15 protein-coding genes and 8 tRNA genes are annotated in these 19003 nt (G+C 69.2%); 17 read left to right on the top strand and 6 right to left on the bottom strand.

Going from position 1 to position 19003, the window contains the following annotated elements; all coding sequences use genetic code 11:
* Positions 1–94: 94 nt before the first annotated feature.
* Positions 95–763 (bottom strand): response regulator, encoded by a 669-nt coding sequence (locus tag AC1DW3_RS00190; RefSeq protein ID WP_477927495.1) that lies wholly within the window; start codon positions 761–763, stop codon positions 95–97.
* A 161-nt stretch (positions 764–924) separates the two neighbouring features.
* Here AC1DW3_RS00190 and AC1DW3_RS00185 point away from each other — a divergent pair, with 161 nt between their 5' ends.
* Entirely contained in the window at positions 925–3642 is a 2718-nt protein-coding gene (locus AC1DW3_RS00185; RefSeq protein WP_477927493.1) for a M16 family metallopeptidase, read from the top strand.
* Here AC1DW3_RS00185 and AC1DW3_RS00180 read toward each other — a convergent pair.
* From AC1DW3_RS00180 to AC1DW3_RS00170, 3 genes are all read right to left on the bottom strand, one after another.
* Positions 3635–4555 (bottom strand): sugar phosphate isomerase/epimerase family protein, encoded by a 921-nt coding sequence (locus tag AC1DW3_RS00180; protein WP_477927491.1) that lies wholly within the window; start codon positions 4553–4555, stop codon positions 3635–3637. The two genes, AC1DW3_RS00185 and AC1DW3_RS00180, sit on opposite strands and share 8 nt — an antisense overlap.
* Positions 4542–6005, bottom strand: coding sequence for a TIGR01777 family oxidoreductase (locus AC1DW3_RS00175; RefSeq protein WP_477927489.1), 1464 nt, complete (start codon positions 6003–6005; stop codon positions 4542–4544). The genes AC1DW3_RS00180 and AC1DW3_RS00175 overlap by 14 nt, the downstream gene beginning before the upstream one ends.
* A gap of 219 nt (positions 6006–6224) precedes the next feature.
* Entirely contained in the window at positions 6225–6827 is a 603-nt protein-coding gene (locus AC1DW3_RS00170; RefSeq protein ID WP_477927487.1) for a DUF4166 domain-containing protein, read from the bottom strand.
* A 134-nt stretch (positions 6828–6961) separates the two neighbouring features.
* Here AC1DW3_RS00170 and AC1DW3_RS00165 point away from each other — a divergent pair, with 134 nt between their 5' ends.
* Both AC1DW3_RS00165 and AC1DW3_RS00160 read left to right on the top strand, forming a co-directional pair.
* The gene (locus AC1DW3_RS00165; RefSeq protein WP_477927485.1) at positions 6962–8746 is read left to right on the top strand and encodes a sensor histidine kinase; all 1785 of its coding nucleotides are present in this window, start codon (positions 6962–6964) and stop codon (positions 8744–8746) included.
* A complete protein-coding gene (locus AC1DW3_RS00160; protein WP_477927483.1) occupies positions 8727–10094 on the top strand; it encodes a sigma-54-dependent transcriptional regulator in 1368 nt (455 codons plus the stop codon). Before AC1DW3_RS00165 ends, AC1DW3_RS00160 begins: the two co-directional genes overlap by 20 nt.
* Here AC1DW3_RS00160 and AC1DW3_RS00155 read toward each other — a convergent pair.
* Complete coding sequence (locus AC1DW3_RS00155; RefSeq protein WP_477927482.1) at positions 10091–10456, bottom strand: thioredoxin domain-containing protein; 366 nt, start codon at positions 10454–10456, stop codon at positions 10091–10093. The genes AC1DW3_RS00160 and AC1DW3_RS00155 overlap by 4 nt on opposite strands.
* Positions 10457–10607: 151 nt before the next feature.
* Here AC1DW3_RS00155 and AC1DW3_RS00150 point away from each other — a divergent pair, with 151 nt between their 5' ends.
* From AC1DW3_RS00150 to AC1DW3_RS00085, 14 genes are all read left to right on the top strand, one after another.
* A complete protein-coding gene (locus AC1DW3_RS00150) occupies positions 10608–10769 on the top strand; it encodes a hypothetical protein (RefSeq protein WP_477927480.1) in 162 nt (53 codons plus the stop codon).
* Positions 10770–11132: 363 nt separating this feature from the next.
* A tRNA-Arg gene (locus tag AC1DW3_RS00145) sits at positions 11133–11209 on the top strand.
* A gap of 5 nt (positions 11210–11214) precedes the next feature.
* Positions 11215–11301: transfer RNA gene (locus AC1DW3_RS00140), tRNA-Cys, on the top strand.
* A 13-nt stretch (positions 11302–11314) separates the two neighbouring features.
* Positions 11315–11389: transfer RNA gene (locus tag AC1DW3_RS00135), tRNA-Glu, on the top strand.
* Between the two features lie 105 nt (positions 11390–11494).
* Positions 11495–11570 (top strand) — tRNA-OTHER (locus tag AC1DW3_RS00130).
* A gap of 2 nt (positions 11571–11572) precedes the next feature.
* Positions 11573–11648, top strand: a tRNA-Asp gene (locus AC1DW3_RS00125).
* 20 nt (positions 11649–11668) lie between these two features.
* A tRNA-His gene (locus tag AC1DW3_RS00120) sits at positions 11669–11741 on the top strand.
* 14 nt (positions 11742–11755) lie between these two features.
* Positions 11756–11830: transfer RNA gene (locus AC1DW3_RS00115), tRNA-Phe, on the top strand.
* A 64-nt stretch (positions 11831–11894) separates the two neighbouring features.
* Positions 11895–12455: an HNH endonuclease gene (locus AC1DW3_RS00110; protein WP_477927478.1), complete on the top strand. Its 561-nt coding sequence runs from the start codon at positions 11895–11897 to the stop codon at positions 12453–12455.
* Between the two features lie 181 nt (positions 12456–12636).
* A tRNA-Thr gene (locus tag AC1DW3_RS00105) sits at positions 12637–12708 on the top strand.
* 395 nt (positions 12709–13103) lie between these two features.
* Positions 13104–14252, top strand: coding sequence for a slipin family protein (locus AC1DW3_RS00100; protein ID WP_477927476.1), 1149 nt, complete (start codon positions 13104–13106; stop codon positions 14250–14252).
* 102 nt (positions 14253–14354) lie between these two features.
* Entirely contained in the window at positions 14355–15572 is a 1218-nt protein-coding gene (locus AC1DW3_RS00095; RefSeq protein WP_477927474.1) for an RtcB family protein, read from the top strand.
* 145 nt (positions 15573–15717) lie between these two features.
* On the top strand, positions 15718–16590 hold the full coding sequence (locus AC1DW3_RS00090; RefSeq protein ID WP_477927472.1) for a Tll0287-like domain-containing protein: 873 nt from the start codon (positions 15718–15720) through the stop codon (positions 16588–16590).
* Positions 16583–18079 (top strand): serine/threonine-protein kinase, encoded by a 1497-nt coding sequence (locus AC1DW3_RS00085; RefSeq protein WP_477927470.1) that lies wholly within the window; start codon positions 16583–16585, stop codon positions 18077–18079. Before AC1DW3_RS00090 ends, AC1DW3_RS00085 begins: the two co-directional genes overlap by 8 nt.
* Before the next feature lie 18 nt (positions 18080–18097).
* Here AC1DW3_RS00085 and AC1DW3_RS00080 read toward each other — a convergent pair whose 3' ends face one another.
* Complete coding sequence (locus tag AC1DW3_RS00080) at positions 18098–18997, bottom strand: class I SAM-dependent methyltransferase (RefSeq protein ID WP_477927469.1); 900 nt, start codon at positions 18995–18997, stop codon at positions 18098–18100.
* Positions 18998–19003 lie beyond the last annotated feature (6 nt).

The following is a 19003-nucleotide window of genomic DNA, read 5'->3' as shown; positions in this document are numbered from 1 at the left end:
CGGCCCGACCGGCAAGCACATCGCCATGACGGGCCGGCTAGGGAGCGGCCCGGCGCTCGGCCCGAAAGACGCCGGCTTCATGGGTTGAGCCAACTCAGCCTATTTCTTCCAAAAGGTAGCCCAGGCCACGCACAGTGCGCAGCTGCACGCCGCCGGGCTCGATCTTGGCGCGCAGGCGCGACAGGCAGACCTCGATGGCGTTGTCGCTGACGCCCTGGTCCCAGGCATTGCTGGCCAGCGCGATGTGTTCCTTGGGCACGACCTTGCCGGAGCGCGCCATCAGGAAGCCCAGCACATCCCATTCCCGAGCCGACAGGGCCAGCGGCTCGTCGTCGATGTAGGCGCGGCGCGCCTCCTGGTCGATGCGCAGGCGCGCCAGTTGCAGCTGGTTGCTGGTGCGCGCCTGGCTGCGCCGCACCAGCGCGCGGGCGCGGGCGACGAGTTCGGTCAAGGCGAAAGGCTTGACGAGGTAGTCGTCGGCGCCGCCTTCCAGGCCGCGCACGCGGTCCTCGACGGCGTCACGGGCGGTCAGGATCAGCACCGGCACGGCGATGCTCTCGGCGCGCACGCGGCGCAGCGTCTCGAAGCCGTCGATGCCGGCCAGGCCGATATCGAGGATGAGCAGGTCGTAGGCGTCCTCGCGCAGCGAACGGGGCACGGGCTCGCCGCGGGCGGTGCAGTCCACGACCCAGCCCTGGGAGCGCAGGGCGCGGGCGGTGGTTTCGACGAGTTGATCGTCGTCTTCGACGAGCAGGATGCGCATGGTGGCGGCAGTATGGCGCGAGAGCGGCCCAAGTGCTGACTCAGGGCTGTCACGGCGCGACAGTTCGCGGCAAGCCGTCGCGGCAACGCGGCATTAGTCACCATCCCGGCCGGGGTGGGCGCTGGCTATGCTGCCCGCCAACCCGACTCCCCCTGTCAGCCATGCGATTGCCCGCCCGCGCCACCGCCCTTTTCCTCGCCCTGCCGCTGCTGGCGCTGGCGGCCCCGGTCCGCGAGGCCGAAGGCATCAGCGAGTACCGACTGGCCAACGGCCTGCAGCTGCTGCTGATCCCCGATGCGACCAAGCCCACCGTCACCGTCAACGTGACCTACCGCGTCGGCAGCCGCCACGAGGGCTATGGCGAGACCGGCATGGCCCATCTGCTCGAACACCTGCTGTTCAAGACGACGAAGCAGTTCGCCAACGTCGGCGCCGAGCTGTCCAAGCGCGGCATGCAGTTCAACGGCTCGACCAATGTCGACCGCACCAACTACTTCGAGACCTTCCCGGCCAATGCCGAGGCGCTGAGCTGGGCGCTGCGCATGGAAGCCGACCGCATGACCGGCGCCAAGGTGCTGAAGAGCGACCTCGACACCGAGATGAGCGTCGTGCGCAACGAGATGGAGGCGGGCGAGAACAACGCCCTTGGCATCCTCGTGCAGCGCACCCAGGCCGCCGCCTACCAGTGGCATGCCTATGGCCGCAGCACCATCGGCGCGCGCTCGGACGTCGAGAACGTCGACATCCCCAACCTGCAGGCCTTCTACAAGCGCCACTACCAGCCGGACAACGCGACGCTGATCGTCGCCGGCGCCTTCGACGCCACCAAGACACTGGCAGAGGTGCAGCGCGTCTTCGGCGCCCTGCCCAAGCCCACGCGCAAGCTGAGCGCCACCTACACCGTCGAGCCCGTGCAGGAGGGCGAGCGCCTCGTCACGCTGCGCCGCCCCTCGGGCAACCAGGGCCTGCTCGTCAGCTATCACATCCCGCCGCTCGCCAGCGCCGAGTACGCGGCCTTCGACGTCGCCGTGACCGCCCTGGCCGACACACCGAGCGGCCGCCTGCACAAGCGCCTCGTCGAGCCCGGCCTGGCGGCCCAGAGCTTCGGCTGGCCCGGCCGCAATGCCGAGCCGGGGCTGCTGAACTTTGGCCTGGTGTTGAAGGAAGACAACGACGTCGAGCGCGCCCAGCAGCTGCTGGTCGACACCGTGGAAGGCCTGGCCAAGGAGCCCATCACCGCCGAGGAGCTGCAGCGCGCCAAGACGCAGTGGACGCAGCGCTTCGACGACCTGATGGCCAACCCGCAGCAGCTGTGCGTGACCTTGTCCGAAGCGATTGCAGCGGGCGACTGGCGCCTGCTCTTCCTGATGCGCAACCGCATCGAGGCCGCAACGCTGGACGACGTCAACGCGACGCTGGGCAAATGGCTGCTGCCGAGCAACCGCTCGCTCGGCCGCCTCTTCGCCACCGCCGCACCGGCGCGCTCGCCACTGGCCCTGGCCGTGCCGGCCGCCGACGCGCTGAAGGACTACACGCCGAAGGCCGCCGTCGCCGCCGGCGAGGTCTTCGACACCAGCCCCGCCAACTTCGACCGCCGCACCGAGCGCTACCAGCTGCCCAACGGCCTCAAGGTCGCCCTGGTGCCCAAGCGCTCGCGCGGCGAGACGGTGGAGGTGGCGCTGAACCTGCAGTACGGCACGCTGGAGGCCCTGCGCGGCCGGCGCACCGAGGCCAACCTCGTCGGCGAGGCGCTGGCCCTGGGCACCAGGCAGCACACGCGGGCCCAGCTCAGCGACGGCTTCGACCGCCTCAAGACCCGCTTCTCGTCCAACAGCGGCGCGACCGACGGTGCACGCCTGACGCTGGGCAGCCGCCGCGGCCAGCTCGCCGAGGCCCTGGGCCTGATGGCCGAGGTGCTGCGGGACCCCATCTTCCCGGCCACCGAGGTCGAGCAGATGGTGCGCCAGCAGGTCGCCAATCTGGAGGAGATGGCCCAGCAGCCCCAAGGCATCGCGCCGCAGGCCCTGCAGCAGGCCCTGGCCGCCGCCTACCCGGCCGACGACCCACGCGCCTTCCTCGCCTTCCCCGACTACATCGCCGCCGTGAAGGCCGTGACGCCGGCGAAGCTGCAGGCCTTCCATCGCGACTTCTTCGGCGCCGCCCACGGCGAGCTGGTGCTGGTGGGCGACTTCGACGCCGCCGAGGTCAAGCCGCTGATCGCGCGCCTGTTCGGCAGCTGGACGGCGCCCCAGGCCTATGCCCGCCTCGCCCAGCCCCTGCCGCCCGTGCAAGGGCTCAAGCTCAGCGCGACGCTGAAGGACAAGGCCAATGCGATGGTGCTGGGCGGCCTGCTGCTGCCCATGAACGACGACCACGCCGACTACGCCGCCCTGCGCGTCGCCGCCCATGTGCTGGGCGCCAGCGGCTTCGACTCACGGCTGCTGACCCGGCTGCGCCAGAAGGAAGGCGTTTCCTACGGCGCCGGCGCCTGGCTGAACGCGTCCAGCTTCGAGCCGCGCGCCCAGCTCGACATCTTTGCCATCTTTGCGCCGGAGAACCGCGCCCGCGTGGAGGCGGCGCTGAACGACGAGCTGGCCCGCTTTGCGCACGACGGCCTGACCCAGGCCGAGCTGGACACCGCCAAGCGCGCGATGAAGGCCCAGAGCGACACCTGGCGCAGCGAAGACGGCGCCGTGGCCGGTGCCATCGCCGGCCACCTGGAGCGCGGCCGCCAGTTCAAGTGGAATGCCGAGCTGGATGCGCGCGGCGAGGCGCTGACGCTTGAGCAGGTGAATGCCGCCATCAAGCGCTGGATAGACCCCGCCAAGGCCAACTGGTCCTGGGCGGGCGACTTCGACAAGAAGGCGGCTGCTAAGTAAGCGCCACGGCTGCTCGGGCGGCCTCGAAGCATTCGTTCGCGATCTGCCACAGGCGCGCCGCGTCGTCGTAGCGGTCGCTGGGCTCGCCGCCCAACGCGTCGCCGACGAGTTCGCGGCGCGGCTGGGCGTAGTGCAGCCAGAAATCGGCGCCCATCTTCTGCGGCAGCAGCTCGGCGTTGAAGCTCAAGTAGTCACCAGGCCCCGCCTCGCGCAGAAATCCCTCGAAGCAACGCTGCCACATCCAGCGGAAATGGCTCAGATAGTCGCCCGGGTCGTCCAGCCCGGTCTGGATGCAGCCCGGGTTGCCGACGCGCGCATGCAGGAAGCGCACGCGCTCGAACACCGGCTGCAGGCGGCCGGCGCGCTCGAAGAACTCGCCGCCATAGGTCAGCTCGTGGCCGGTGTACCAGTGCGACAGGTCGGCGTTGAAGCGCAGGTTCGGCCAGCGTTCGACAAGATCCAACGTGCGGCGCAGGTCCTGGGTCATGGTGCCGCGATGGGTCTCGACGTAGACCGGGTGGGAATGGCGCGCCAAAGTCTCCAGCACGGCCGCGGCCAGGGCATCCATCTCGGCATCGGTCTCGAAGGAGTTGCCGACGTGCAGCGTCGTGATCTCGCAACCGAGGTCACGCTGCTCGCGCACGATGGCGTCCACATCGGGCGGTGTCAGCGCGCGGCAGATGCCGGTGACGGCCAGGCCGGCATCGCGTGCGGCCTGAACCGCCTCGGCGCCGGGCTGCCAGATCTGCACCGCCTCGTGGCCGTCGGCTTTCAGCAGCGCGAGCTGTTCGGCATGGCTTGCACGCCAGCCGGTCGAGCCCCGCGGCAGCTCGGCCAGGGTGCCGAGGTTGATGTCGCGACGCAGCCGCGGCGGGCGCGGGCTGCCGTCGTTGCAGCGGTCAATGGATTTCATGGACGGCATCATGCCGCGCGGCCAAGTTGCTGAGCGCCGCCTGCAAGGTCGCGTGGCGGAAGCGATAGCCGGCGGCCAGCGCGGCGGCGGGCACGACGTTCTGGCCATCGAGCAGCAGGGTCGACATCTCGCCGGCCAGCAGGCGCAACGGCCAGGCCGGCGCGCGCAGCCAGGCGCGGCGACCGAAGGAAGCGGCCAGCGCTTGCGCAAACCCGGCCTGGTGCGGCGTGTCGGGCGCGACGGCGTTGACGGCGCCCGACAGCTCGCCGTGATCCAGCGCAAAGCGGATCAAGCCGACGGCATCGTCGCGGTGCAGCCAGGGCGCGGGTTGCCGGCCATTGCCGAGCACCGCACCCAGGCCCAGGCGCGCCGCCAGGGCCTGCATGGGATAGGCGCCATCCTCGCGCCCCAGCACGACGCCAAAGCGCAGCCGCACGACGCGCACGCCCAGGGCCTCGGCGCGGCGCGCCTCGTGCTCGATGGCGGCGCAGAGGTCGGACTGGAATTCGCCCGGCCGGGGCAGGCCGGCCTCGGTGCAGGGCGAGCCGTCATTGACCGCGCCATAGAAGCCCACGGCCGAGGCGCTGACCAGCACGCGAGGGCGCTGTTCCAGGCGGCGCATCAGCGCCACCAGCCGCTGCGTGATGCCCACGCGGCTGGCCAGCAGCGTGCGCCGGCGCGCCGCCGTCCAGGGCATGCCGAGCACGCGGGCGCCGGCCAGGTTGACGATGGCGTCGATACGCGTCTCGGAGGGGATGGCATCCAGCTCGTCGACCACCCAGACGCCAGGCCCGAACAGACCGCGCGCCTGGCGCAGGTCGCGGGACAGCGCGATGACGCGGCGGCCCTCGCGGCACAGCTCGGCCACTACCGCCTGGCCAACGAAGCCGGTCGCACCGGTGACGAGGATGGCGCCCTGGCGGCGCATCGAAGCCGGTTGCGCTGTCGGCGTCGTCATGCCTGCCAACCGGCGCACGGCGATCAGGTTGCGCACGCTCCAGGCCAGCACGCCCAGACCGTAGACCGTCAGCAGCGGCGCCCACCAGCCGTTGTCGACCGTCAGCAGCCGCGTTGGCTCCTGGCCCCAACGCCACAGCACCGGCGCCAGGACGGCCAGGAAGAGGCCGTAGCTGATGGTCAGCAGCGTGTGCAGCACGCGCTCGAAAGGCGGCAGGCTGCGGCTGCGGTCTTCTTCCAGGAAGTCGGCCAGCGTGATGACGACCTCGACGCCCAGCAGCGCCGCCAGCAGCGCGGCGAACAGGCCCTGCCATTGCCACCAGGCCAGGCCGATGAAGACGACACCGTAGATGGCCTCGCGGGCCGTGTGCAGGGCCAGCTCACGCCGCGCCGAAGGCCGCTGCGGCAGCTTGGCTTGAAGCTCGTGGTGCCAGAGGTTGTCGAAAGCGCCCATGACGGCCTGGACGCTGAGCAGGGTGAAGAGGGTGTTCATGTCGTTTGTCCTTGGTGATGTGAATTCGCGGGCCGAGCGCCGGGCCGCTCCCTAGCCGGCCCGCGTGGGGCGATGTGCCTGCCGGTCGATCCGGCAGGCATCGCCATCCCCTCGGGGGCTGAGGCCGGACACGGCAAGTCCTGTGGACTTGTCGTGCCTGCCGAAGGGCTGCGGCACTGCCGCAGCGCGGTCTGCAAGACCGACCGGACTCGCCTGCGTTCAGCCGGCGAGGGTGGGCGAGGGGTCAACAAACACGCCGGTTTGGTGGAAGGTTTCGCCCCAGACGGGGTGAGTCATGGAAAGCGTGAAACGGAACAGGCCGTCGCCCAGGTCGCGGTGCTCGACGCGGCAGGTGCCGGGGCTGAGCAGGCGGGGCATGACGAGGCGCAGGGCACCCAGGTCGAGGAAGTAGCGATGGCTCTGGAACACCAGCGCGCCGTCGTGCTCGAAGACATTCAGCGCCATGCCCAGGCCGCCGCGGGTGCGCTCCTGCAGGCGGCCGTGCTCGTCCAACTCCTTGGTGGAGAACACGCGGCCGACGCCGCCCTCGAAGCTGCGCTCCCAGACGACGCCACCGCCGACGGCCCGCACGCGCACCGTCGTCGGCACGCCGTTCGCATTCGCGGCGGCCAGCGGGCTGCGCAGCGGCTTGACCAGCCAGGCCAGCACGCGGCCCAGCGCCGAGCAGCGCATGTCCATCAGGCCGCGGTAGGTTGCTTCCGGGTGGCCGGCAGCAAAGCGACGCTGCACGGCGGCGGGCAGGCGGGCCCAGGCAGCGGGGCCGATGAGGGCGGAGAGGTCGAGGGGCTTGGCGGCGTTCATACCCCCTCTATCGCGACAAGCGTGCCAGGCCCGATTCAGCTTCTAAGTGATTGATTTCATTGAAATCACATCCGCAATGCGCATACCTCGGATACAGTGCCGACGACCCCATCTGTCAACTTCGTTAACACCCCATGCTGCTGATCCGTTTCGCCCTGGGCTTCTCGCTGTTCGAGACCCTGGTGCTGGCCGGCGTGCTGCTCTGGTGGTCGGACCGGGTGGCCGGCGGGCGCTTGCTGGCGACCTTTTTGGTTGGCATCGCGGTCTGGATCACGGGCAACGAGCTGCCCAACTGGTGGGGTCAGGCCGCCGAACCCCTGGCCTTGCGGCTGGTGTCGATGGCGCCCTTCGTCTCGACCTTCTTCTTCCACTTCTGCGTGGTGTTCTGCCGCGTGCCGCTGGGGCGCGTCGGCGTGGCAACGGCCTATGGGCTCGGCGCCCTGGCATCGGTGAGCGCCTTGCTGGGCCAGCCCGGCCATCTGGCGTGGAGCGACACCGTCGGCTGGATCTTCATTGCCGGCCGCCTGGGCTGGGCGGCCAGCTTCGCCTGGATCCTCCTGGGCATCGCCGGCGTGGCGGTGCTGCTGCGTGGCCTCGCGCTCGCCAAGCCGCCGGCGCGGCAGCAGATCGCGGCCGTCACCGCCTCCTGCCTGTGGGGGCTGCTGTGCCTGAGCGGCTACGGCCTGGTGCTGCTGGAAGTGCCGGTCTTCCCGGTGCCGCTGCTGCTGCTGCCGCTCTATCCCGTCATCCTGGTCTACGGCGTGCTGCGCTGGGGCGTGTTCGTCGCCAATGCCTGGGCCGGCCGCGCCCTGGTGTGGACGCTGCTGCTGGCCGTCGGCGTCGGCATCGTCGGGCTGATGCCGCTGCTGCTGCCCTTCGAGTCGCGCTGGCTCAGCGGTGTGGCCGTGGCGGCAGGCTGCCTCGCGCTGAGCGGGCCGGTGCGGCGTTTTGTGCAACGCCTGATCTACCCGGGCGGGGAAGCGTCTGCCGCGGACCTGCAGGCCTGGCGCGAGGCGCTGCTGCCGGCCGAAAACCTGCCCGAACTGGGCGAACTGGCCGGCCGCCTGCTGAGCCAGCGCCTGGGCACGCCGGTCGAGGTCGTGTTCGACGCGGCGTCCGAACCGGCCCTGCCCCGGCTCAACTGCCGGCATTCACCGTGGCGGCTGGAACTGCAGGGCTGGGCCGCCGCGCCACCGGGCCAGCGCCATCTGGCCGAACTCTTTGGCAGCCTGGTGCTGGAAGCCGCCATGCGCGTGGAGCAGGCCCAGCAGCTCGCGGCGCGTGAACGCGAGCGGCAGTTGCAGGCCCGCCTGGCCGAACTGGGCGCGCTGGCCGCCACCGTGGCCCACGACATCCGCAACCCGCTGAACATCATCTCCATGGCCGTCGCGATGGCGCCCGGCGACACGCGCCGCGAGGTGGCCGAGCAGGTCGACCGCATCGCCCACCTGACGCGCGACCTGCTGGACTACGCCAAGCCCTGGAAACTCAGCACCGCTGAGGTCGATGTCACCGCCCTCGCGCAGACGGTGGCGCGTCGCCAGCCCGAGGTCGAGCTCGGCCCCGGCCTGCAGCAGCCGCTGCCGGCGCTGCTGGACGCGCGCCGCGTCGAACAGGCGCTGACCAATCTCGTCGAGAACGGCCGCACGGCCGGCGGCGGCGCGGTCCATGTCGACGCCGAGCGCGACGCCGCGGGCCTGCGCCTGCATGTCTGCGACAACGGCCCCGGCGTGCCCGACAGCATCCGCGAGCGCCTGTTCGAACCCTTCGCCTCGCGCAGCCCGGGCGGCACCGGCCTGGGCCTGGCCATCGTCGCCCGCGTGATGGCCGCGCATGGCGGCACGGCCGCATTGACCGAGCGTCCCGGCTGGCGCACCTGCTTCACGCTGAGCTTCCCTCATGACTCAACCCAATCCTGAAACGGGCCGCGTGCTGCTCGTCGACGACGAAGCAGCCTTCCAGCGCCTGGGCGGCAATTTCCTGCGCAGCCTCGGGCACGAAGTCGACATCGCCGGCGACGGCGACGCGGCCCTGGCCCGCTTCGCCGAGCAGCGGCCCGAGCTGGTGCTGCTGGACCTGGCCATGCCGCCCCACATGGACCCCGAGCGCGGCCTGGAGCTGATCCCGCGCCTGGCCGGCGTGCCCGTCGTCGTGCTGACCGGCCACGGTGAGCATGAGCTGGCCCTGCGCGCCGCCGAGCTGGGCGCCTGGGACTTCATTACCAAGCCCATCGACCCCGACCTGCTTCGCTTCGTCGTGGCCCGCGCGCTGCGCAAGTCGCGCCTGGACGGTGAACTGGTTCGGCTGCGTGCCGAGCAAGGTGCAGACGACCTCGGCCTCGTCGGCCAGACGCCGCCCATGCAGCAGCTGCGCGCCATGGTGCGGCGGGTCGCGCCAACGCGTGTCAGCGTGCTGGTGCTGGGCCCCACCGGTACCGGCAAGGAGCTGGTGGCCCGTGCGCTGCACGAGGGCAGCCCGCGCCGCGACGGACCCTTCATCGTCGTGCACTGCGGTGCGCTGTCGGCCGAGCTGCTGGAGAGCGAACTCTTCGGTCACCTGAAGGGCAGCTTCACCGGCGCCTACCGCGACCAGCCCGGCCTCGTCGAAGCGGCGCATGGCGGCACGCTCTTCCTCGACGAGGTCGGCGAGATGCCGCCGGCCATGCAGGTCAAGCTGCTGCGCTTTCTGCAGGAAGGCACTTTCGTGCCCGTGGGCGGCCGCGTGCAGAAGCAGGCCGAGGCGCGCGTCATCGCTGCCACGCATCGCGATCTGGAGGCCATGGTCCGTGAGGGCAGCTTCCGCGAGGACCTCTACTACCGCCTCAAGGGCGTCGTGCTGCGCACGCCGGCGCTGTCCGAGCGCATGGCCGATGTGCCGGTGCTGGCAGCGCGCTTTCTGCAGCGCGGCGCACCGCAGGCACGCTTCTCGGCCGGCGCCCTGGCCTGGGTCACGGCGCGGGACTGGCCCGGCAATGTGCGCGAACTCAAGGCCATTGTCGAATCGGCCGGCGCGCTGCTGCTGCCGGAGCAGCACGAAGTCGACACCGAGCTGCTGCGCCTGGCGGCGGGCGACAGCACCGAGCCCCAGCGCAGCGCCGAACCCGCGGCCGGCACCGGCGTGCTCGACGCGGCAATGAACGAACTGGAGCGCCGCCTGATCCAGGACGCGATGAGCGCTGCGGGCGGCAACCAATCCGAAGCCGCTCGCCAGTTGGGCGTGTCCCGCGTCGGCCTCATCAAGAAGCTGTCGCGCCTGGGCCTGCGCTAGTTGCCGAATTCCTTCAGCCAGTGGCGCAGCTTCTTGCGCCCGTCGCTGTTGGTGCTCCGATAGGTCCTCAGCGCCTGCGCCAGGAACTGCTGCTCGGCCGGCGTCAGGCCGGTGGGTTCGCGTTCGTCGTCGAGCCAGCCAGCCTCCTTGCCGCAGAGGTGCTCGATCTGCCGCGCCAGCTTGTCTCCCAGCGGCCGCGCACCGCTCTTGGCCATCGACCAGGTCGCACCGCTGACGCCGATGCGAGCGGCCCACGCCGCCTCCAGCCCCTTGGGCGGATCGCCCGCGGCGATGCGCTCCTCGGCAAAGGACTGGAAAAGCGAGATGGCGTTGAGCCGGCGGATGGTGGCGGGGCTGGACACGTGGGAAGCAAAGCAACGCGGTGTTGTGAAAACACTTCACAGGCATTCTAGGTGTTGACGAGAAAGTGAAGATTCTTAACAATGCGCATATTCGCTCAGCACAACTGAGCTTTTTTACCAACCCCAACCGACGACCGAACCGCTTTCCGCCATGAACCGCCATCTCGTCACCGCCATCACCCTCGCCGGCTCGCAGAGCCGGTGCGATGCCGTGCAGATGCCTCTGGCGGGCTTGCATGCCCCGGTCGCCTATGCCTATGACTTCGGTCGTGACAGTGATGACAACAACCTATCGGGTGAAGGACCCGGCTGACGCCGACCTTCCAAGCTCATTCGAGGCCCGGTCTCCGCAAGGAACCGGGCCTTTTCCTTTTCCACTGTTCAAACGAACACAGCGCCGGGGCTGCCCCGACGCCGCTGCGCATGCGCAGCGCCCGCTCATTGACAACTCGCACCGAGTGCCGCGCCAGCTTGACCTGGCACAGCGCTCACAACTGGCAGGCGCCGAGGCTCGTCCTCGGCTGCCCTGCCCCATCTCGGGTGTGCCCACGCACAAGCACCGGCCGGCCCGGTGTGCATGTGCGCTCGGGCGGCCGCCTGTCGCGTGCAGCGACGCACCTCTGGCTTGCGCAAGCCAGCCGCGTCGCGTGTGGACACAGCCGAGATGGATCTTTTTGCCTCGTTAGCTCAATGGAGTAGAGCGCCGGTCTACGAAGCCGGAGGTTGGACGTTCAAGTCGTCCACGAGGCACCAAACATCTCGACCTAGCCAAGCGGTCGAAGGCGGCGGCCTGCAAGGCCGCTGGCGTCATGTCCACCTCGGTTCGAATCCGAGCGTCGAGTCCATTCCTTCACCAACGCCCCGTTGGACTTCCGGTGAGGTCCTCGGCCCTTCAAGCCGAAGAGGCGGGTTCAACTCCCGCACGGGGTACCACTCAACCCGAAGCCCGTCGTCGAGCTCACGCTTCGATGGGCGCAAACCGGCCGCAATGATTGGGCGGCGTCGGAACCCGTTACCGACAACCTTTTTCTTGAACATCCGGGTGTAGCTCAACCAGGTAGAGCGCCTGCTTCTGCGAAGGTGGCTGCACGTTCAACTCGTGCCGCCCGGACCAATGTCGCCATAGCTCAGTTGGCAGAGCGCCGGTCTGTCGAACCGGAGGTCGCGGGGTCAGAGCCCGCTGGTGACGCCATTTCATTCGTGCATTTGGGTGTGGCCGTCGCCTAGCGGCCCAAGGCTCGAGGTTGTGATCCTCGCATCGCCGGTTCGAATCCGGCCGGTCACCCCCAAGTGCATGCCGCCTCGGTAGCTCAGCAGGTAGAGCACCGGTTTGAAAAGCCGGGTGGGCAGGTTCGATTCCTGCCTGAGGCACCACGACACCACCGCCGACATGCACCGGCCCTTATCCACCGTGCCCAGCCAAAGAAAGGAGGCGCCCATGCACGACGTTTTGCAGTTGGACATCACCGGCCTCCCGCAGGCCTGGATCTCGGTGGAGCAGGCCGCCTGCCTGGTCGCGACCGATTCGGTCGTGTGGTCGGCGGGCGAACAGCCGTTGGCCGTGCTGCGCGGCGGCTTCAACGCCGTCACCGGCAAGCCGTCGGTGCTGGCCGTGCCCCCCATCGTCGCGCTGCGTGGCGCCTCAAGGCTCAACCTCTTCGACGTGGCGCCGACCTACGGCAAGGCGAAGGTCATCAAGCGTGACCGCTGCACCTGCGCCTATTGCGGCGCGGTGTTCGACGCTCGCGCGTTGACCATCGACCACATCGTGCCCGCCAGCCGTGGCGGCGCCTTGAGCTGGATGAACACGGTCGCGGCCTGCCGCGGGTGCAACTCGCGCAAGGCCGACCGCACGCCGGACGAGGCCCGTATGCCGCTGCTGTTCGCGCCCTTCGTGCCGAGCCGCTTCGAGGACTTCATCCTCAAGGGCCGGCACATCCGCGCGGACGTGCACGACTGGCTGGCTGCGCGCCTGCCCAAAGGATCACGCCTCAGCTGAGGCGTCAAAGAGTCTGCCGAGGAAGGCAAAGGCTCACAGGCCGGGGTTCCCACGCCCCGCCGGTGCGCCGCAGCCGGGTCCGCCCGTCGCTGCGCCGTATGCCGCCCTGCCGGAATCGGTTGATCCTGGAATGACATGGTGTCCCGCAAGGGTTGGGTTCGAGTCCCTTCATTTCCGCCATTTGGATAGCTCAAACGGTAGAGCAACGAACTCGTAATTCGTCTGTCGTGGGTTCGACTCCCACTCCAAACCACAACGGTCGCAAGACCACCCGCCGAACGTGCGCCCCGGCCCCGGCCGGACCGCGCATCAGCGGCCCGCGCTCGCACGTCGGGCAAGCGGGGCTCTGCTTCCACGGCCAGCCGCGGACGTCTTCAGGGAGGAGGCGTTCAACGCGCACCGTGGCGCCAAGCCTTGGCATCCGACGTCCGCACGGGTTGCTGTAACGGCACCCTCAGGAAGCGCTGGCCCAGTCACTTGTGATGCAGCGCGCCCTGGTTTGGGATGGGCCGCCAGTCGCAAACCACAGCCATAGCTCGCCTATGGCGCGGATTTGCGACGCAGCGGACCGCCCAAAGCAGGGATGCGCTGCGCACAAGGTGACTGGGTCAGCGCTTCCCGTACACGCGTCACCACAAGGAGAACACCATGACGATCAAGCGTGTGACTGTGAAGAAGAACGAGCGCGGCCTGCTGCTGCGCAATGGCGATTTCGAACGCGTGCTGCAACCGGGCACGCACTGGCTGTTCGCCGGCCTGGACGAGCTGAAGGTCGAGCTCTTCAACATCGGCGCACCGGCCTTCGTGCACCCGCTGGCCGACTACCTGATGGCCAAGGAGCCCGAGGTCGTCGCCGCCGAGTTCATGCGCGTCGAACTGGGCGAGCACGAAGTCGGCCTGCGGACCGAGAACGGTGTGCTGGTCGAGCTGCTGCCGCCCGCCACGCGGCGCCTGTACTGGCGCGGCCATGTGGACGTGCAGGTCGAGGTGCTCGACATCCGCGCGTCCGCCGAGCTGCCGGCTGCCGTCGCCGCTCGCCTGGCGCAGCCGCAGCTGCGGCCGCGCACGGTGACCGGCCTGGCCGGCCTGCTGCAGGTCGAGGTGCCCGAGCACGGCGCCGGGCTGCTGCGCGTGGACGGCAAGGTGGAGCGGTTGCTCGAACCCGGCGCTCACGCGTTCTGGAAGTTCGGCCGCAACGTGGCCGTGGAGCTGGTGGACCTGCGGCTGCAGGCGCTGGAGGTGACGGGCCAGGAGATCCTGACCCGTGACAAGGTTGCGCTGCGGCTCAACCTCTCCGCGAACTGGCGTTATGCGAGCTCGGCGGACGTGCTGCGTGCCTTTCAGGCCCTTCCGAAGCCGGCGGACCACCTCTACCGCGAGCTGCAGTTCGGGCTCCGCGCGGCGGTGGGCACCCGCACGCTGGACGAGTTGCTGGAGAACAAGTCGGTCATCGACGAGGTCGTGACCGCCCAGGTCACTGCGAAGCTGGCTGGCTACGGCCTGCAGCTCGACGGTGTGGGCGTGAAGGACATCGTGCTGCCGGGCGAGATGAAGACCATCCTCGCCCAGGTGGTGGAGGCCGGCAAGGCCGCCGAAGCCAACGTGATCCGGCGCCGCGAGGAAACCGCGGCGACGCGCTCCCTGCTCAACACGGCCAAGGTGATGGAGGACAACCCCGTCGCCCTGCGCCTGAAGGAGCTGGAAACGCTGGAACGCGTGGCCGAGCGCATCGACAAGATCTCCGTGTTCGGAGGTCTGGACCAGGTGCTCAACGGGCTGGTGAAGCTGCAGAAATAGACCACCCCGAAGCGGCTACGCCGCTCCCCTCAAGGGGCGACACCAGCGGCCCGGCAAAGCCGGTTCCGCGGTGTCCGCTCGACAATTCCCAAGGAACAGATCATGGAACCCCAACATATCCACGAAGACGTCCCCGGCGGCGTGCCGCTGAAGATGTGGACGCAGGGCGTGCCTGTCGAGCAGCAGGCCATGCGCCAGCTGCAGAACGCGGCCCGCCTGCCCATCGTCTTCAAGCACATCGCCGCGATGCCGGACGTGCACTTCGGCATCGGCGCGACCGTCGGCTCGGTCATCCCCACCGTCAAGGCCATCATTCCGGCCGCGGTCGGTGTGGACATCGGCTGCGGCATGATGGCCTGCAAGACCACGCTGACTGCCGAGGACCTGCCCGACAATCTGGGCCCGCTGCGCGCGGCCATCGAACGCGCCGTGCCCCACGGCCGCCAGCCTGGCAACCGTGACCCGGGCGCGTGGCAGAAGCCTCCCGGCTCGGTCAACACGGCCTGGGCGCAGCTGGAGCCCGAGTTCACCGAGCTGTGCCGCGACTACCCCAAGCTCGCCAAGACCAACCACATCCAGCACCTGGGCACGCTGGGAGGGGGCAACCACTTCATCGAGGTCTGCCTTGACGAGGCGGGTGCCGTGTGGTTCATGCTGCACTCGGGCTCGCGCGGCGTGGGCAACTCCATCGGCACGATGTTCATCGAGCTGGCCAAGCAGGACGCGATGCGCCACCAGGCGAATCTGCCGGACCGTGACCTGGCCTATTTCGAGGAAGGCAGCCGCTATTTCGGCGACTACGTGCGCAGCGTCAGCTGGGCGCAGAAGTTCGCGGCGCTGAACCGCGAGCTGATGATGAAGCGCGTCATCGAGGCCGCGAAGACGGTCATCCGCAAGAACTTCCAGAGCCACATCGAGGCGGTGAACTGCCACCACAACTATGTGCAGAAGGAAACCCATTTCGGCCAGCAGGTCTGGCTGACCCGCAAGGGCGCCGTGAGCGCCAAGCAGGGCCAGCTGGGCATCATTCCGGGCAGCATGGGGGCGCGCAGCTACATCGTGCGCGGCAAGGGCAACGCGGACAGCTTCGAGAGCTGCTCCCACGGTGCCGGCCGCGTCATGAGCCGCGGCGACGCCAAGCGCCACTTCACGCTGGCCGACCACCGCGCCGCGACCGAGGGCGTCGAATGCCGCAAGGACAAGGATGTCATTGACGAGACGCCCGCGGCCTACAAGGACATCGACGCCGTCATGGCCGCCCAGCGCGAGCTGGTGGACGTAGTGCACACGCTCAAGCAGGTGGTCTGCGTGAAGGGTTGATGACGCCCCCAAGCCTTCAAAGGGCGCCCGATTTCGGTCGGGCGCCCTTTTCTTTTGTGGATTTGCACCGGGAACCGCTAGCAAGCACGCAGCCACTCAGCCATGTCAGCGCACTACCATTGCTGCCCTCGGGGGAAAATTCACCATGAAACTGCTCGCCAAATTCAATCTCGTCTACCTGCTCGTGATGAGCCTGGGCATCGCGCTCAGCGGCTACATCGCCCGCAATCTGCTGCAGAACAACGCCCAGCAGGAGGTCGTCGAGAGCGCGCGCATGCTGATGGAGAAGGCGCTGGCCGTGCGCGCCTACACGAACACGCAGATCAAGCCGCTGCTCGTGTCCCAGATGGCGAATGAATTCCTGCCCCAGACGGTGCCGAGCTACTCGGCCACGGAAGTGCTGGGCACGCTGCTGTCCAAGCACCCCGAGTTCGCCTACAAGGAGGCGACGCTGAACCCGACCAATCCGCGTGACCGTGCCACCAGCTGGGAGGTCGACATCGTCGGCCAGTTCCGCAGCGCGGCCGACCTGAAGGAGACGACGGGCGTGCGCGACACGCCCGCCGGCCCGTCGCTCTACATCGCCCGCCCGCTGCGCATCACCGACCCCGCCTGCCTGGCCTGCCACAGCAGCGTCGAGGCCGCGCCGGCCACCATGGTCGCCAAGTACGGCCCCGCCAACGGCTTCGGCTGGAACCTGAACGAGGTCATCGGCGCCCAGATCGTCTCCGTGCCCCTGGGCGTGCCGCTGCAGCGTGCCGACCAGACCTTCAAGGTCTTCATCACTTCGCTGATCGGCGTCTTCGTCGCCGTCGGCATCGTGCTGAACCTGATGGTGTGGATGCTGGTCGTGCGCCCCGTCACCCGCCTGTCGGCGCTGGCCGACCGCGTCAGCCAGGGCGAGCTGGACGCGCCGGAATTCCAGTCCAGCAGCAAGGACGAGATCGCCACCCTGTCCGATTCCTTCTCCCGCATGCGCGCCAGCGTCGTGCAGGCCATGAAGTTGCTCGATGCCTGACCCCTCCAAGCACCCGCAGAAACTCGGCAAATACCGCATCACCGAGGTCCTCGGTGAAGGCGCGATGGGTGTCGTCTACAAGGGCTTCGACCCCGACATCCAGCGCACCGTCGCGCTGAAGACCATCCGCACCCAGCTCGACGCCGACGACGACAGCCCCGGCGCACCGGCCTCGCGCTTTCGCAACGAGGCGCAGGCCGCAGGCCGTCTGCACCACCCCGGCATCGTGGCCGTCTACGACTTCGGCCGCGACGAGAACGTGGCCTATATCGCGATGGAATTCGTCGAGGGGCGCTCGCTGGCGAGCTATCTGAGCGCCAAGGTCAGGTTCACGGACAACGACATCCCCGGCATCATGAGCCAGCTGCTCGATGCCCTCGGCCACGCGCACGAGAAAGGTGTCTGGCACCGCGACATCAAACCCGCCAACATCATCATGACGACGGCCGGGCGGCTCAAGGTGGCCGACTTCGGCATCGCCCGCATCGAGAGCACCAACCTCACCCAGACCCACTACATGGTGGGCACGCCCAGCCACATGGCGCCGGAGCAGTTCCTCGGCAAGCCCATGGACAGGCGCGTGGACATCTACGGCGCCGGCGTCGTGCTGTACCAGCTGCTGACCGGCCGCGCACCCTTCGCCGGCACGACCGAGGCGCTGATGTACAAGGTCGTGAACGACATGCCCCAGCCGCCGTCGACCATCGAGGGCGTCGAGCGCCCGGGCTGGTTCGACGCCATCATCGCCCGGGCCCTGGCCAAGCGCCCCGACGAGCGCTTCGACACCGCCGAGGAATTCAAGCAGGCGCTGACCCACGGCATCGGCCAGGACATCGACGAGTCGTCCTGGGAAAAGACCGTCATGCTGGCGCCGGCGCGCGCCAAGCCCACCCAGCCACTGGTCACGCCGACGCATGCACCGCCGTCCCTGGCCGGCACCTCGCTGGGCGGCTCGGTGGGCTCAGCCGGCACCGCCAGCGCCCCCACGCCCTCGCACTGGGACAAGGCCCAGCTCACGCAGGCCGAGCTGACGCTGGCCAAGCATGTCGGCCCGCTTGCCAGCGTGCTGGTGCGCCGCGCTGCGCGCGAGTGCCACGACATCAACGAGCTCTACAACAAGCTGGCCGAGCAGGTCACCGACCCGCGCGCACGCGACGCCTTCCTGGGCCAGGCCAGCCTGGTCACCGGTGGCCACCACCACCGCACGGCGGGCGGCGTCACGGCGGGTTCGCCCTCGGCGGGTGGCTCCAAGGGCGCGACGGCGGGATCCGGCGGCGGCACGATGATTGGCGGCCCGTTGAACGAAGCCGTCATGGACAAGGCCCAGGCCCTGCTGGCCCAGCATGTCGGGCCCATCGCCAAGGTGCTGATCAAGCGCGCGGCCACCGGCACGGACAGCCGCGCGGTGTTCTTCAACCGGCTGGCGGAAGCCGTCAACGACCCGGCGGCACGTGCCAAGCTGCTGGCGGAGCTGGGACGGTTGGGCTGAGGCGCGGCCGCCCCGGGTTCAGGGCAGGCGGTAGGCCAGCACCTTGAGTCCCCGGTCTTCCGACACGTCTGCAAACGCCGGCGGGTTCACGACCCTCTCGACGAACTCGAGCTCCGGTGCGTGCTCGGCCATCACGTCGCGCAGGAAGTTCAGGCCCAGCTTGGGCGTGTTCAGGCACAGCAGCGCATGGCCCCCCGGCGCCAACAGCCCGGGCAGCCGCCGGGCGAGCCGCGCGTAGTCCTTGGTGGCGACGAAGCTGCCCTTCTGGAAGCTCGGCGGGTCGCAGATGACAAGGTCGTAAGGTCCCCCGCGGGTCAGCTTGCCCCAGGAGTTGAAGATGTCGTGGGCCAGGAACCTGGCGCTGGCCTTCACACCGTTGAGTTCATGGTTGCTGCGGCCGATGGCGAGCGCGCCTGACGCCATGTCCACGTTGACCACTTCGGCCGCGCCGGCCTGCAGCGCCACGACCGAGAAGGCGCAGGTGTAGGCGAACAGGTTGAGCACCTTGTCGCCGGGCGCCACCCGCTCGCGCACCCAGCGCCGGCCCTCCGCCATATCGAGGAAAAGGCCATGGTTTTGGCCGCGCAGCAGGTGCACGAGATAGCTTGTACCCAGCTCGGTGACGACGTGAGGCTCGGGCAGCACATCGGCCATCAACCGCGTCTCGACGCGGCCACCTTCCTGCCGGCACTGGAAGACCCATGGCGCCTCGGGCCAGCGCGCGGCGATCGCCGCACCGATGGCAGCGAGGGCGTCATCGGCCAGCGGCTCGAAGCTGGTCAGCAGCAGCGCAGGCGGGTAGGCGTCCAGCGTCAGGTGTTCGCAGCCGGGGTGCAGGCCGCCGCGGCCATGAAAGAGACGTCGGGCATCCTGGGGAAGGGCCGCCATCGCGGCGATGGCATCGAGCAGGGCTTGCATGGTGGT

The organism is Roseateles sp. P2_H4 (genome assembly GCF_056403315.1).
Note: the sequence above shows the minus strand (reverse complement) of the source record. Positions and strands in the feature narration are given on the sequence as shown.

Excerpts from the sequence above, each read along its gene's own strand:
- AC1DW3_RS00085 (WP_477927470.1), top strand. The coding sequence starts at position 16,583 with ATGCCTGACCCCTCCAAGCACCCGCAGAAACTCGGCAAATACCGCATC.
- AC1DW3_RS00190 (WP_477927495.1), bottom strand. The coding sequence starts at position 763 with ATGCGCATCCTGCTCGTCGAAGACGACGATCAACTCGTCGAAACCACC.
- AC1DW3_RS00180 (WP_477927491.1), bottom strand. The coding sequence starts at position 4,555 with ATGAAATCCATTGACCGCTGCAACGACGGCAGCCCGCGCCCGCCGCGG.
- AC1DW3_RS00080 (WP_477927469.1), bottom strand. The coding sequence starts at position 18,997 with ATGCAAGCCCTGCTCGATGCCATCGCCGCGATGGCGGCCCTTCCCCAG.
- AC1DW3_RS00160 (WP_477927483.1), top strand. The coding sequence starts at position 8,727 with ATGACTCAACCCAATCCTGAAACGGGCCGCGTGCTGCTCGTCGACGAC.
- AC1DW3_RS00175 (WP_477927489.1), bottom strand. The coding sequence starts at position 6,005 with ATGAACACCCTCTTCACCCTGCTCAGCGTCCAGGCCGTCATGGGCGCT.
- AC1DW3_RS00100 (WP_477927476.1), top strand. The coding sequence starts at position 13,104 with ATGACGATCAAGCGTGTGACTGTGAAGAAGAACGAGCGCGGCCTGCTG.
- AC1DW3_RS00095 (WP_477927474.1), top strand. The coding sequence starts at position 14,355 with ATGGAACCCCAACATATCCACGAAGACGTCCCCGGCGGCGTGCCGCTG.
- AC1DW3_RS00165 (WP_477927485.1), top strand. The coding sequence starts at position 6,962 with ATGCTGCTGATCCGTTTCGCCCTGGGCTTCTCGCTGTTCGAGACCCTG.
- AC1DW3_RS00110 (WP_477927478.1), top strand. The coding sequence starts at position 11,895 with ATGCACGACGTTTTGCAGTTGGACATCACCGGCCTCCCGCAGGCCTGG.
- AC1DW3_RS00090 (WP_477927472.1), top strand. The coding sequence starts at position 15,718 with ATGAAACTGCTCGCCAAATTCAATCTCGTCTACCTGCTCGTGATGAGC.
- AC1DW3_RS00150 (WP_477927480.1), top strand. The coding sequence starts at position 10,608 with ATGAACCGCCATCTCGTCACCGCCATCACCCTCGCCGGCTCGCAGAGC.
- AC1DW3_RS00170 (WP_477927487.1), bottom strand. The coding sequence starts at position 6,827 with ATGAACGCCGCCAAGCCCCTCGACCTCTCCGCCCTCATCGGCCCCGCT.
- AC1DW3_RS00185 (WP_477927493.1), top strand. The coding sequence starts at position 925 with ATGCGATTGCCCGCCCGCGCCACCGCCCTTTTCCTCGCCCTGCCGCTG.